The following is a 13,844-nucleotide window of genomic DNA, read 5'->3' on the forward strand; positions in this document are numbered from 1 at the left end:
ATCTTTTGCCTTAATATTTTCTGTCTGTAGTATACCGTACCAGTTCTTCAAGGCCATTACGAATTTCTATATTTTCGAATTCGTGCAAAATGGCCAGCGCTTCATCCCTGAAGCTAAACATTTTTTTCTCAGTATAGCTAATGCCACCGGTTTGTTTCACGATATTGATGACCTCCTGAACCTTTTGAGGGTCTTTATTCTGATTTTTGATAATATATATCAGTTTTCGGCGGGTGGCCTGGTCACAGTTCTGTAAGGTATATATAAGTGGCAGGGTGAGTTTCTTTTCCCGGATATCGTTGCCGGTAGGTTTCCCTACTGCTTCATTACCATAATCGAAGAGGTCGTCTTTTATCTGGAAAGCCATGCCCACCTTTTCGCCAAATAATCTCATTTTTTCTGTAATGGACTCGTCCTGGGTGGTGCTCCAGGCGCCGGAGGCACAGGCGGAGGCCAGGAGGGAGGCCGTTTTACCTTTAATGATCTCGAAATAGGTAGATTCTTCAAAATTAAGCGTGCGTGATTTTTCCATTTGCAACAGCTCGCCCTCACTCATCGCACGTATGGCATTGGATAATAATTTAAGAATGCGGTAATCATCGTGGTCCAGGGAAAGGAGCATGCCTTTTGCCAGCAGGTAGTCGCCTACCAAAACTGATACCTTGCTTTTCCACAACGCATATGTAGAGAAAAATCCCCTACGTTCCAGTGATTCATCCACCACATCGTCGTGAACCAGGGTTGCGGAGTGTAGTAATTCTACTAAGGATGCGGCCCGGTAAGTGGTATCGTTAACAGGCCCGCATAACTTGGCGGAAAGCAGTACAAACATGGGGCGTAATTGCTTGCCTTTACGGTTCACAATAAACCTCATAATCCTGTTCAGAAGCGGGACCTGGCTCTTTACAGCTTCATGGAATTGCTTTTCAAATTCGGGTAATTCTTCTCGTAATATTGCTAGTGCTAATTTCATGCGGAATATAAGAGGAGCAAATTACTATTTATTAATGTATATCCGTAAGAGGCATTTAATTTGCTCTACAATGATCTTACTGTGTGAAAAACAGCAAGATAATGCACATTGTGTTGGGGAAAAAAATTTGGTAGTTAGCTGTCAATTGATATTTTTGCACAGATTCTGAGTTCTGGTTACTTAATCCTTCACATAAAATTTAGTTATGGCAAGCAAAAAGTACGTAAGTATTCTAAGCTTATCGTTCCTGTTGGCATCTGCTGCCTCCCACGCACAGTTGGGTGGTACGTACGACGTACAGGATTCATCTGTTGTACCTTCTAAGAGGCTTCCTCAGCACACCGAGTTTATGGCAAACAACTACCCTTACCCTGCTAAACCCCGCAACCAATGGGAGCTGGGCTTACAGGTAGGTACGTTTGGCATTTCTGGTGATGTGCGTAACCGTTTTCCCGGTCTTGGCGCTGCTATTCACGCCCGTAAGGCCCTCGGTTATGTGTTCTCTTTAAGAGGTCAGTTAGGCTTTGGAACAACCAAAGGTTTGAACTTCCAACCTTCTTCTTTCTATGGTAAAAACCCTGCATGGGCTGCAAATGGATACAATCCTGCTACAGACCATGTGTTCTACAACTATAAAACGAATGTTTACGACCTGAGCATTCAGGGTGTGGTAACATTGAGCAACATTCGTTTTCATAAGGCGAAAAGCAGCTTCAATGTGTATGCTTTCGGTGGTTTCGGTGGTATGATCTATGACACAAAGATCGATGCCCTGAATGGCAGCACTCCTTATATTACTGAGTTTGCCGATATTTATAATAAATACATCAACACTGCTGATGGCTTCGGTTACAAAAACAGAAAAGACATCAAGAAAGATCTGAAAGATAAACTTGATGGAAGTTATGAAACTGAAGGTCAAGTTGACGAAAGTCAGCCTAAATTGTTTGACAAGCCTTTCCGCTTCATCTTCAATTTCGGTGCTGGTGTTCAATTCAAACTGAACAAAAAGCTGAGCCTCGCTATCGAAGACAAAATGACCATTCCAAAAACTGACTTGTTGGATGGTAACCAATGGCAGGAAAATGGTGTTGCTGGTGTAACAACTGCTACTGCTCAATCAAGAGACTTCGACACTTACAACTTCCTTTCTGTTGGTATCAACGTAGCACTCGGTAACAAAGCTGTTGAACCTTTGTGGTGGCTGAATCCTTTGGATTACGCTTACAACGAGGTTAACAAACCTCGCCACATGAAGCTCCCCAAACCAGTTTTGGATGATGCTGATGGCGATGGTATCACTGACCAATTCGACCAAGAGCCTAACACTCCTGCTGGCGCTCCTGTTGACAGCCATGGTGTTAGCCGTGATACTGATGGTGACGGCGTTCCTGACCACAAAGACAAGGAACTGGTTACACCAACACAATGTCAACCTGTTGACGCTGATGGTGTAGGTAAATGTCCTCCTCCTGCATGTTGCGATTCTCTTCAAAAATTAATTGAAGAAGGTGGCCTGAAAGGAAAATGCAAGATCGGAAACTTACCAAGCGTTACCTTCAAAGGAAAATCAGTTGCATTAAGCAACGACGCTAAAGCTTTACTGGCTGCAGCTGCTTCACAAATCAAGAATAATCCTGATTGTAAGATAGCTGTTATCGGATATTGCTCTTCAAGCAAATCTGAACAACAGTTAAGCTGGGATCGCGTGAATGCCGTTATCAGCTACCTGGTTGATAAAGAAGGCATTGGCCAAGACCGTTTCATCTTCAAATATGGTGAAGCTGGTGGCGATTGCAACACTGTAGACCTCCAGGACGGTTCTGGTCAGGAAGGTCCTACCACAGTGCCTGCTCCGCACCCGAACTTGCGTCGCGGCAGATAAAATAAAAGTACTTTAGCTTAAATTGCTTTAACTAATAGTATAACCCCGACGATTTCGTCGGGGTTTTTTATTATTATTTATATTTATCTTAACGGGATGTTTTTGGGTTACAACTCCTTTCCATACATATTTGCAGGAAAACCTTAACTTTGCCCACTTTATGCGTTCAGTTTTATTAATTGTAATAATAGCCCTAAGCGTAGCGTCCTGCTCCAAGTTTTCTAAGGTGCAGAAGAGTACCGACTATGACTATAAATTGCGTATGGCAGAAAAATACTATGTTGCTAAAAAGTATAACTATGCCTCGCAATTATATGAAGAACTCTTTCCCATTATGAAAGGGCAGCCGCAGTTTGAGGACTTGTTCTATAAGTACGCCTACTGCTCCTATTATTTGCACGACTGGCTGCAGGCTGAAAACCTGTTCAAACAGTTTGTGGAAGTGTTTCCTTCCAGCGTAAAAGCGGAAGAAATGGAGTATATGCGGGCTTATACCTACTACCGGCAGTCACCCAAAGCCGAGCTTGATCAAACCAATACCCAAAAAGCTATTGGTTTGATGCAGACGTTTATCAATACGCATCCCAATTCGCCCAGAAATAAGGAAGCGTCTGATATCATGGATAAATGCCGCATAAAGCTGGAAGAAAAGGAAGTGGGAAGTGCCTTGTTGTATTATAATATGGGCCATTACCGGGCGGCAGCGATCGCTTATACCAGCCTGATGAACGATTTTCCTGATTCGCAAAAAGGCGATGCATATAAATTGCAGGTTATTAAAGCATACTATTTATTTGCAATGAATAGTATCGAAGACAAGAAGCCGGCACGTTTTGAACAGGTGGTTACGGAATGCCATGATTTTTTGGACCGTTTCCCCGAAAGCAGTTTGAAGAAAGAAGTGGAGAATTACGAGACATTATCTAAAAACAATCTTAAAGCCAACAATAATGAGCAAATTACGAAGACAAATTAGCGCCAACACCGCTAACACGGCCGAAACAAAAGATTTGAATGCCATTAAAGCAAAAACCGGCAATGTGTACGAGTCAATTGCCATTATTGCTAAAAGGGCTAATCAGATCAACATCTCTTTAAAAGAGGAGTTACATAACAAACTGGAAGAGTTCGCCAGCCATACCGACAGCCTGGAAGAGATCCATGAGAATAAAGAGCAGATCGAGATCTCCAGAGCCTATGAGCGTATGCCTAACCCGTCATTACTGGCTACCCAGGAGTTTTTCGACGACAAGATCTATTATCGTAAGAACGAAGATGACCTGTTTAGCTAATATACAGTAATAAAAAATATATGGAAAGCGTCCCGATACATCGGGACGCTTTTTTAGTTTTATACCCAGGTAGCCAGTCTGTTGTAGGTATGTTATTGTTGATAAACCGGTTACCCCGGTTTCCGCTTTGTTTAACCCAAATGACCTAATTTTAGCCAATTATGTTCCAGGACAAAAAGATATTACTGGCTGTTACCGGAAGTATTGCTGCATATAAAGCCATTTTACTGGTTCGCCTGCTGGTAAAAGCAGGGGCGGAAGTAAAAGTGGTATTAACACCTGCTGCCACTGCATTTGTATCGCCGCTTACACTGGCAACATTGTCAAAAAATGAAGTTATCAGCGAACTGGCAAACAACGATTCCTGGAGCAACCATGTAATGCTGGGACGCTGGGCCGATGTGATGGTCGTAGCTCCCCTGAGCTGTAATACCCTGGCAAAAATGGCCAATGGGATGTGCGACAATATGTTGTTAGCTACCTGGTTATCCGCAACCTGTCCCGTAGTGGTGGCTCCTGCCATGGATGAAGATATGTGGCACCACCCGGCTACACAGGGTAATTTGCAAAAACTGCAGTTGTTTGGCAACCGTATAATTCCTGTTGAAAAGGGAGAACTGGCCAGTGGCTTGTTTGGCGATGGCCGTATGGCTGAGCCTGAAGCCATTATACATTATCTCGAGAACAACATTTTTGGTAAAAAAGACCTCGCTGGCAAAAAAGCCCTGGTAACTGCCGGACCAACATATGAACCTATTGATCCCGTGCGATTTATAGGAAATCACTCTTCAGGAAAAATGGGGGTGGCCATTGCTGAGGAACTGGCCGGTCGGGGTGCGGAAGTGCACCTGGTGCTGGGCCCTTCTTCCGTTAAGACCACTTGTCCTGGTATATATGTTCATAAAGTGCAAACCGCCGGTGAAATGTATGATACCTGTATGGCTGAATTTGCTACTGCTGATATCGCTGTAATGAGTGCTGCGGTGGCCGATTATACCCCGGTTGAAACCGCACCGGAGAAGATCAAGAAAACAAGCGGTACCCTGATCATTGAACTTACCAAAACAAAGGATATTCTGAAAAGCCTGGGGCAGCTGAAACGCAATGGACAATTGCTGGCTGGTTTTGCGCTGGAAACAGCCAATGAACGGCAGTATGCCCTGGATAAACTGGCCTCAAAAAATGCAGATCTTATTGTGCTGAATTCTCTGAACGATGAAGGCGCCGGTTTTGGATATGATACCAACAAGGTTACTATTTTTGAAAAAGGCGGTAACGAGATTGCCTATGACCGCAAACCAAAGCAACAAGTAGCTAAAGATATCGTTGATAGAATCGTAAACATGCTATATGTGTAGAAAGATTGTATACATATTTTTTATAATGGTAACAGTGCCGGTATGTTTGTTAGCCCAGGAGCTAAAAGTCCGTGTTACCATCGACACCCGCCAGCTGAGTACACCGGCAGATAAGAAAGCGTTCCAAACCTGTCAGGCGGCGCTCAATAATTTTTTGAACAACCGCAAATGGACAAAGGAAACTTTTCAACCCAATGAGAAGATCGTATGTAATTTTCTGATGAATGGTTTAGAGGCACAAGGCGGGAATGTGTACAAAGCTAAGCTTATGGTACAGGCTGCCCGCCCCGTGTACAATACCAACTACGATTGCCCCATCATCAACTTTATAGATGAGAATGTGACGTTTAAATATGTAGAGTACCAGTCCATTGAGTTTAATGATAACCGGGTATCGGGCTCAGACCCATTAGTGGGTAATCTTACCGCCATTCTTGCTTACTACGCCTATATGATCATAGGGCTCGATTTCGATTCTTTCTCATTACGTGGTGGCGATCCCTATTTCCAGAAAGCCATGAATATTGTGAATAATGCCCCAGAAGGCAGAGATATTTCAGGCTGGAAAGCATTTGATGGATTGCGTAACCGCTACTGGTTAACGGAGAACCTGACCAATAACCGGTACAACCTTATTCACGACACGTATTACAGCTATTACCGACTGGGAATGGATTATATGTATGAAAATGAAACAGAAGGCCGCAACGCCATTTTGAATTCCCTTAGTTTGATCAATACGATGAACAACGACATTCCCAATACCATGATCGTGCAGTTCTTTTTTCAGGGCAAAGCGCAGGAGTTAATTAAGATATTTAAAAAGGCTACGCCCGAAGACAGACAAAAAGCAAGGGAAATTTTACAAAAGATAGATATCTCCAATTCCAATACGTATAAACAGGAATTAAAATGAGCCGGCTATTACTGGTATGTTTGAGCGCTATAGTGTGTTGTTTGGTAAGTTGTACAGATAAGGACAAGATCCCAAAAGGTGTAATGGGAAAAGAAAAGATGCAGAAGGTGATGTTGGATATGATCCAGGCTGAACGGTTCAGGGAAGGGTTTATCCAGGATTCTGCCAAAGACCTGAAGGTGGAGACTTTTAAACTGTACGCTCAGGTATTTGAACTTAATAAGATCACGAAAGACGAATTTATAAAGAGCTATAAATTTTATATGAGCCGGCCCGACATTGCACGGCAAATTTTTGACTCCATGGCCAATCAGGCAAACCGGCTTCGTGAAAATTTGTACAAACCCAAAGCGCTCGATACAGCGGCAAAATCGAAAACAGATACGTTTTCTGCTGATAGTGCTAAGGCAGCTGCTGCCGATAGCGCCAAATCAAAAGGTATAACCACTGATAGTGCAAAAAAAGTAATAACGCCAGCACCAGTGCCATCAACCATTGCACCGGCAACAATGAATGCCAGAAGAGATGCTTTCAGAAAAAGGAGGCTCAAGGATACCATGCTGCGATATAATAAAACCAAGCCATAAATTATTCCCGTTGTTTTGGCTATAGGTGGTAGTTCCTTATTTTTATCAATAAATTGCTTGCTATGCAAAAAGTTGTTGTCAATGCCGATGACGCCATTGCCGACATTCAGGATAATGCTACCATTATGCTGGGTGGATTTGGTTTATGTGGAATACCAGAAAATTGTATTGCTGCACTGGTACGCAAAGGCGTAAAGAACCTCACCTGTATCTCCAATAATGCCGGGGTCGATGATTTCGGTTTGGGCTTACTCCTCAAGACCCGCCAGATAAAAAAAATGATGAGCTCCTATGTGGGTGAAAATGCCGAGTTTGAACGGCAGTTGTTAAGTGGTGAACTGGAAGTTGATCTAATACCCCAGGGAACGCTGGCTACCCGTATTCAGATGGCCGGTATGGGCATCCCGGCCTTTTATACTCCGGCTGGCTATGGTACTGAAATAGCCATTGGGAAAGAAGTGCGTGAGTTCAATAACAAAATGTACCTGATGGAATACGCGCTGCATGCCGATTTTTCTATTGTAAAAGCCTGGAAGGGTGACCGTTATGGTAACCTGGTTTTCCGCAAAGCTACCCGCAATTTCTCCACCTCTATTGCCAAAGCAGGTAACATTACCATTGCTGAAGTAGAACACCTGGTTGAGCCTGGTGAACTGGACCCCGATCATATTCATGTAGCCGGTATTTATGTACACCGGATCTTCCAGGGTGCTGATTATGAAAAAAGGATTGAAAGAAAAACTGTTCAGATCAATGGGAAGTAAGAAGTGAGCCCAACTAACTACAAACTTCAAACAACAAACTACAATGGCTTTAGATAAATACGGTATTGCAAAACGAATTGCCCGGGAGTTGAAAGATGGCATGTATGTGAACCTGGGTATAGGCATTCCAACCCTGGTATCTAATTATATTCCGGAAGGCATTTCCATTATGTTGCAGTCTGAGAACGGCATACTGGGCATGGGGCCTTACCCTGTTGAATCAGAAATAGATGCCGACCTCATAAATGCCGGTAAAGAAACTGTAACTGTGATCCCGGGCGGTGCTTTTTTTGATAGTGCAGAAAGCTTTGGTATGATCAGGGCTGGTAAGGTTGACCTGACAGTGCTGGGAGCCATGGAAGTTTCAGAGAATGGGGATATTGCCAATTGGAAGATCCCCGGTAAAATGGTAAAAGGCATGGGCGGTGCCATGGACCTGGTAGCCAGCGCCAAAAACATTATCGTGGCTATGATGCATACCAACCCCAAAGGGGAATCAAAAGTATTGCCCAACTGCACCTTACCGTTAACAGGAGTGAAATGTGTTAAACGGATCGTAAGCGACCTGGCGGTGCTCGATGTATTGCCTCAGGGCGGTTTTAAACTGATTGAACGGGCACCCGGTGTAACCGTAGATGAGATCCGCGTTAAAACATTAGGCAAACTGATCATTGAAGGCGACATTCCCGAAATGACCATCTAATATTTGATCGTTCGCCTGGTTCCTTGTGTGGGGAAGAGGGGAGGCAGCGGTTGTTCATCCCGAATGTTGTTTTTGTTGTCATTCCTTTTACCAGCAACACAAACAGCCACTATAAAAAATGCCATACGCAACATATCGGCCAGCGTTATGATAAAGGCTATTTCCTGTTGTATTTGTTGCGACAGGTTTGAACGACTGCCTGCAATGGCTTCCATCAATACAACCATTCCATTATAACATAGCAATCCACCGGCAATCCAGAAAGCGGGTTCACTGGCCAATACAATATGCCGGTTGTTGATCAGTTGCAATAAGATCACAATGGCCAGCACGGTAAGGATACCTGCCTGTAATACGGTCAGCACATCGTTATAAGCTGTAATCCCTTTTAATGCGTAAATGGTAATAGTTATTGAAAGAAAGGACACCAGCACCATCTTCAACAGGTTTTTTCCCTGGGTACCGGCCATCAATAAATTGAACAGGTAATATGCTAGCGTAAATTGGGTGAGTTTAAAACCGGAATGCAGCGCCGCAAAGCCAGGCTGAATAAAATAGAATGCGAGGTATTGACAGATTACAAAAAAGCAAAGGAGTTTCAGCACGTTAAGTAGAGCAGAGGCTGCTACCTTACGAACATAGAGTAGGCATATGGGTAGTAATGCCAGCAGTATTACTACCAGCGCCAGGGCAATAAATATACTTCCACCGGTTTCTACCATGGTCTAAGAGTTCAGGGCCAAACCGGTTCTTCATAGGGGGCCTATTGTTTTTGATGCTGCGAAAAAGGGTATTCAACATAATGCCGGCTGTTATGCGTTAAACAAATAATAATTCAGTCGTTATTTGTCAAAGATTGCCGGGAGTTTAATCAATCAGGTTATTCTTAACTGCAAAAAATACCAGGCCAGCCGTGTTTTTAGCTCCAAAGCGTTCCATCAACCTGTCTTTGATAGCCTCAACAGTTCTCGGACTAACCTCTAATTTTTGTGCAATTTCATGGGCGGTAAACTCCATGCAAATATATTTGATCACATCCCGTTCGCGGTCGCTGAGGGTGATTTCGCTGTTTAAGCTGGGCACCACCTTAACCCGGGCGTGTGATTTTTTTAATAGTATCCTGTTTACAAAATTGTTCAGATAGTATCCCTTGCTCATTACCTCCATAATGGCCTTCTTGATCTCAGAAGGGTCGGCACTTTTGAGCAGGTAACCATTAGCGCCAATTTCCATCATATGGCTCACAAACCGCTCATCTTCATACATGGTTAGCGCAATAACATGTATATTAGGATATTGGCGGGCAATTACCTTGGTAGTTTCGATGCCATCTTTCAGGGGCATGCGAAGGTCCATTAAAATAACATCAGGTTGTTCAGGGGCTGTTGGTAAATTGTCCAACAGTTCCTGGCCGTTTTCTGCTTCGAGTACGAACTTGATGTTTGTATAAGGCCTTAACGACAATATAACTCCTTTACGGAATATCTTGTGGTCATCAGCTATAGCCACTTTTATAGGTCCCATCTGTTTTTGATATTGGCAAAACTAAATTACTAAAATTCTTCAGTGTTTAGGTATTCAGGGGGTATTGCATTCTTTCGTTAGTATAAACACTTATTCCGGTCCGCATCTTAAGATAGTAGCCCTTATCAACAAAATATGAACCAATATTTCTATAATTGTGGTGCTACCGCTTCTTCCTCCAACCGGGGAATTTCGATAGTAACCTTATAGTATGTTTGCGATATGTCTTTTTCGAAATAAATTCGCCCATGTAAGAGCTTCAACCTGCTCTGAATGTTTTTTAAACCCAAACCCACATTGCTCTTATTCAGCTTATCAAAATCGGCCTGGGTAATACCCCGGCCGTCGTGATGGAGGCGAATATACAATTTATTACCACTCAGGTTTTGGGTCAGGTGAATAAAACTGGCATTACTGTGCTTTAGAATATTATTCACCAATTCCTGTATCACCCTGAAAATTATCAATTCCTGGTCTGCGTGCAGGCGTTCGCGATAATCATGAAAACGGCAGCTGGCGTTCATGCTGCCCGAACCGCTGATCTTCTGAAACAGATCGTTCACGGCCGATTCCAACCCAAAGTTCTTCAGAGTGGGTGGCATCAGGCTGTGTGAAATGTTACGTATCAACTGTATGGTGTCGTCTATGATCTGTTTGGCGTTGTAAATGCTTTGCAGCTGGGCGGTTTTATCGAGGTTCACCAGGTTCTCGTTCAGGTATAAACGCGCCGTGGCCAGCAGTGGGCCGGCATCATCGTGTAGATCGGCTGCAATTCGTTGCCGTTCCTCTTCCTGCAGGCGAATAGAGGCGTTCAACAACATTTTCTGCTGTTCCTGCTCCAAATGCTGTAACTGCATTTGATACCTGATAACCTTACGTTGATGGAAAATAATGAAAACGATGAGGCCTATAGTTAAAACCAGCATGCCAATGGTGCCAAAATAAAGTACCATGGGAAACTGGCTGGTGCCATGTGCAACCTGCAGCAAGATCATTAGTATGTGAGAAGCCGGGTTTATAATGGGTTATAGGGGTTTTTAAAAAAATTATCGTATGCGGACAGACTGGAACTGCTTTTGTCCTTTGCCTCTCTCAGCGAAAAAGCAATGCTAAAGAAAAGATTTTTTATGGTATTGAATATGAATGTGATGAACCAAAATTTCCCGATGTCTCTACTATCAATCTCGTCTACGAAGGTATAGATAAAAAAAGACCCGGCTAAGTATACCAGGAAGCCCAGTATGACCCAGAACATGGATGTATTATATATGAACAGCACCCTGGGTTTGTTTATTTGCTCGAATAAATAATATAGAGAAAATGTAAAGATCAAAATTGATTCGCAAGCTACTGGTACTGAATCAAAAAAATTCCACTTGGTGGTAAAAAAGTAATAACAGATAAATATAATAAACAATGTTGAAACAGTGGCGATGACTTTTTTAAACACCCTGCCTTCAATAATGAGCCAGATAAAATAACTGAAGAGAAAAAACTCCACCAGGGTATAGGTGCTCAGGAAGAGCTTGGCAGACAGGTTTAAAAGTATTATATCATTCAGGAATGAGTAAAGCGAGTAAATAAAGATTACCCATAATTCCTTCCTTTTGGTTTGTCTTAAAAAGACAAGAAAGAGAATTACGGGTAATAGTGAAGAATATAAACTGATATGTAAGAAAAAACTCTCTATATCAGGCCGCTTTACCTCAAATATAGAGATTCAGGTTTATTTAATCAATAATAAACCATGTGTCATCCCCGAAAAATGGATCGTCGCCTGAAGGAGAGGGGATGCTTCTGTCAGCAACAATGCCTTTTTGTTTTTGAAGTTGGGCGTCTTCAGTAACTACGGTGTAGTTAATCAGTTGTTTGCCATTTTGATCAAGACCTACGTAAACCAGGGTTTTCTGGCCAACTTCGTTGATGGCATTGTGAAACTGAATGCCTGCACAACCTGGTTGAGCCAGGATCTGGGTCAGGATTTCCTTGCCAATAATGTAACCTTGTACATCATTCGGATTAGCCTTACGATAGTTGTTTACCAGTTCAGCGCCTAATTCATGGGTAATTTCTTCACCAATAGTAGCAATGTTACGTTTAGTGAGTAGTTCAGTCTGCATCATAGTAGTAAGTTTTTAGAGGTTGTAAAAAGTGGTTCCGAGTAGAAAGAAACCTCCAAAAAAAAAGATATACAACGGGTTGCGAGCACCTATAAATGCTGTAATTTTGCTCGAAATGCACTATGGGCCTGCGTTCTGAGGGGAACTTCTAAGAAGTAATACGATATAAAATGAGGGATTTTTTCTTGTTGTATACCGTATATTTACTATTGCGAAGGTTCGTATAACCTACTCCTGGAGAATGGTTATTCACATGTGTGAATAAGTGTAATTGCTTAAGTATCGTAGGATTAGTGCTTAAGTAGCGTGGCGGATTTTAAAAACGGGGCACAGTAAGTCGCAGCTCTTGCAGTAATAATTTCCTTTTCTTATTTACCGGCTGACTTAATTGCAATACAACTGATTTAAAACAGGTATCGATAGAACTATGTTTTCGAGGAGTAGTTGATTTTGTATTGACCAGGATGAGGTAAGTGAATATTGGTAGACGTGGTTAAAACAAAAAGAAAGAAGTTGACTGATATTGGATTTGACAGGCGGCATTCATAAGATCGTTGGAAATACTTTTTAAGGACGGTATCAGAATATTGGATGTTTTAAGGTTGCCATACCTTATCAATCAACTTCGAAACAAAAATAATCGGCTACCTGCCAGTTCGCAATAGCGGAAACGCTCAATTTTAAAAGTTCGGGAATTACCGGTAAACACGTAAAAGCGTCGTAGCCAAACTGGTACTATTTCGATTGATCCTGGTAAACTAACGTTTACAAAGTGATTAGAATCGTTTTTTTATACGATATTGCCGCAAGGTTAGGGCCCCAAACGTATTGAAAACACTATTAAGGGGTTAAAACGGTAGGGCGTATTGTACCAAAAAGGAACAACTTATAACCCATTAATAAGCCAACCTTACCCATTATGAGCACTGAACTGGTTATTAAAGTAGCACTTGCCGACGATCACAAAATTTTTCGCGACGGCATTAAGATGGCTCTGAAAGGAAAAGAGTACCTGAAGATCCTTTGGGAAGCCGAAGATGGTAAAGATCTGATGCATAAAATGCAGATCAAAAAACCGGATGTTTTACTGATGGATATTCGTATGCCCGAAGTAGATGGGGTGAACGCTATTGGTATACTACGTAAAGAATACAGCGATGTAAAGATCGTTGTACTTACCATGTATGATGAACAGGAAATGATCACCAAGATGATGGAAATGGGCGCCAACGCTTACCTCACTAAAACCTCTGACCCTGAAGAGATATATCAGGCCATACTCACCTGCATGAACGATGACTTTTACTTTAATGATCTTGTAAACAAAGCAGTACTGTCGAAATTGCAAACTAAAAAGCAGGTCCGGCAGTTCTACCCCAATCCCGTCAAATTCTCCGAAAAAGAGATCAAGATCCTCAAGTTGCTGGCGGCCGATAAAACCACCGAGGAAATTTCAAAAGAAGTATTCCTGAGCCCCCGGACTATTGAAACAATTCGCCAAAACATGAAATCGAAGGTAGGCGCCAAAACCATCGCTGGCCTCATCATGTATGGTATGCGAAACAAACTGATCGATTAATTGCTCCGGTAAACATGTTACCCTCCTTATCCCGCCCGAAGGCACAACTGCCAATCCTGCCCAACTATTTACCGCCTTACAATTAAACAATTGATCGCGTAAGCACTTGCTGTACGTTGATCAGCATTCTCTTTTGCTACGGC

General features: G+C 42.6%; 14 protein-coding genes. 9 read left to right on the forward strand and 5 right to left on the reverse strand.

Annotated features, from left to right (window positions below):
• Positions 1–10 precede the first annotated feature (10 nt).
• Positions 11–973: a polyprenyl synthetase family protein gene (locus tag J7I42_RS14250; protein WP_209139495.1), complete on the reverse strand. Its 963-nt coding sequence runs from the start codon at positions 971–973 to the stop codon at positions 11–13.
• 205 nt (positions 974–1,178) lie between these two features.
• Between J7I42_RS14250 and J7I42_RS14255 the strand changes: the two genes are divergently transcribed.
• The 8 genes from J7I42_RS14255 to J7I42_RS14290 all read left to right on the forward strand — a co-directional run bounded on the left by J7I42_RS14255 (position 1,179) and on the right by J7I42_RS14290 (position 8,478).
• Positions 1,179–2,858, forward strand: coding sequence for an OmpA family protein (locus tag J7I42_RS14255; RefSeq protein WP_209139496.1), 1,680 nt, complete (start codon positions 1,179–1,181; stop codon positions 2,856–2,858).
• A 160-nt stretch (positions 2,859–3,018) separates the two neighbouring features.
• Positions 3,019–3,834: an outer membrane protein assembly factor BamD gene (locus J7I42_RS14260; RefSeq protein ID WP_209139497.1), complete on the forward strand. Its 816-nt coding sequence runs from the start codon at positions 3,019–3,021 to the stop codon at positions 3,832–3,834.
• On the forward strand, positions 3,809–4,150 hold the full coding sequence (locus J7I42_RS14265) for a DNA-directed RNA polymerase subunit omega (RefSeq protein WP_081198487.1): 342 nt from the start codon (positions 3,809–3,811) through the stop codon (positions 4,148–4,150). The genes J7I42_RS14260 and J7I42_RS14265 overlap by 26 nt, the downstream gene beginning before the upstream one ends.
• A 161-nt stretch (positions 4,151–4,311) precedes the next feature.
• Positions 4,312–5,508, forward strand: a complete 1,197-nt coding sequence (coaBC, locus tag J7I42_RS14270; protein ID WP_209139498.1) for a bifunctional phosphopantothenoylcysteine decarboxylase/phosphopantothenate--cysteine ligase CoaBC — start codon at positions 4,312–4,314, stop codon at positions 5,506–5,508.
• Positions 5,501–6,424: a type IX secretion system protein PorD gene (gene porD / locus J7I42_RS14275; RefSeq protein WP_209139499.1), complete on the forward strand. Its 924-nt coding sequence runs from the start codon at positions 5,501–5,503 to the stop codon at positions 6,422–6,424. Before coaBC ends, porD begins: the two co-directional genes overlap by 8 nt.
• On the forward strand, positions 6,421–7,011 hold the full coding sequence (locus J7I42_RS14280; RefSeq protein ID WP_209139500.1) for a DUF4296 domain-containing protein: 591 nt from the start codon (positions 6,421–6,423) through the stop codon (positions 7,009–7,011). The genes porD and J7I42_RS14280 overlap by 4 nt, the downstream gene beginning before the upstream one ends.
• Before the next feature lie 62 nt (positions 7,012–7,073).
• Positions 7,074–7,775, forward strand: a complete 702-nt coding sequence (locus J7I42_RS14285) for a CoA transferase subunit A (RefSeq protein WP_209139501.1) — start codon at positions 7,074–7,076, stop codon at positions 7,773–7,775.
• Positions 7,776–7,818: 43 nt separating this feature from the next.
• Positions 7,819–8,478 (forward strand): 3-oxoacid CoA-transferase subunit B, encoded by a 660-nt coding sequence (locus J7I42_RS14290; RefSeq protein WP_209139502.1) that lies wholly within the window; start codon positions 7,819–7,821, stop codon positions 8,476–8,478.
• Here J7I42_RS14290 and J7I42_RS14295 read toward each other — a convergent pair.
• From J7I42_RS14295 to J7I42_RS14310, 4 genes are all read right to left on the reverse strand, one after another.
• Complete coding sequence (locus tag J7I42_RS14295; protein WP_209139503.1) at positions 8,475–9,200, reverse strand: hypothetical protein; 726 nt, start codon at positions 9,198–9,200, stop codon at positions 8,475–8,477. The genes J7I42_RS14290 and J7I42_RS14295 overlap by 4 nt on opposite strands.
• A gap of 145 nt (positions 9,201–9,345) precedes the next feature.
• Complete coding sequence (locus J7I42_RS14300) at positions 9,346–10,002, reverse strand: response regulator transcription factor (RefSeq protein ID WP_014221254.1); 657 nt, start codon at positions 10,000–10,002, stop codon at positions 9,346–9,348.
• Positions 10,003–10,151: 149 nt separating this feature from the next.
• Positions 10,152–10,997, reverse strand: a complete 846-nt coding sequence (locus J7I42_RS14305; RefSeq protein WP_209139504.1) for a sensor histidine kinase — start codon at positions 10,995–10,997, stop codon at positions 10,152–10,154.
• Positions 10,998–11,732: 735 nt separating this feature from the next.
• Positions 11,733–12,125 (reverse strand): hypothetical protein, encoded by a 393-nt coding sequence (locus tag J7I42_RS14310; RefSeq protein ID WP_209139505.1) that lies wholly within the window; start codon positions 12,123–12,125, stop codon positions 11,733–11,735.
• A gap of 916 nt (positions 12,126–13,041) precedes the next feature.
• On the opposite strand from J7I42_RS14310, the gene J7I42_RS14315 reads away from it, so the two are divergent.
• Complete coding sequence (locus tag J7I42_RS14315; protein WP_081198498.1) at positions 13,042–13,701, forward strand: response regulator transcription factor; 660 nt, start codon at positions 13,042–13,044, stop codon at positions 13,699–13,701.
• The last annotated feature ends 143 nt before the right edge of the window (positions 13,702–13,844 follow it).

The organism is Niastella soli (assembly GCF_017742245.1).
Lineage (GTDB): Bacteria > Bacteroidota > Bacteroidia > Chitinophagales > Chitinophagaceae > Niastella > Niastella soli.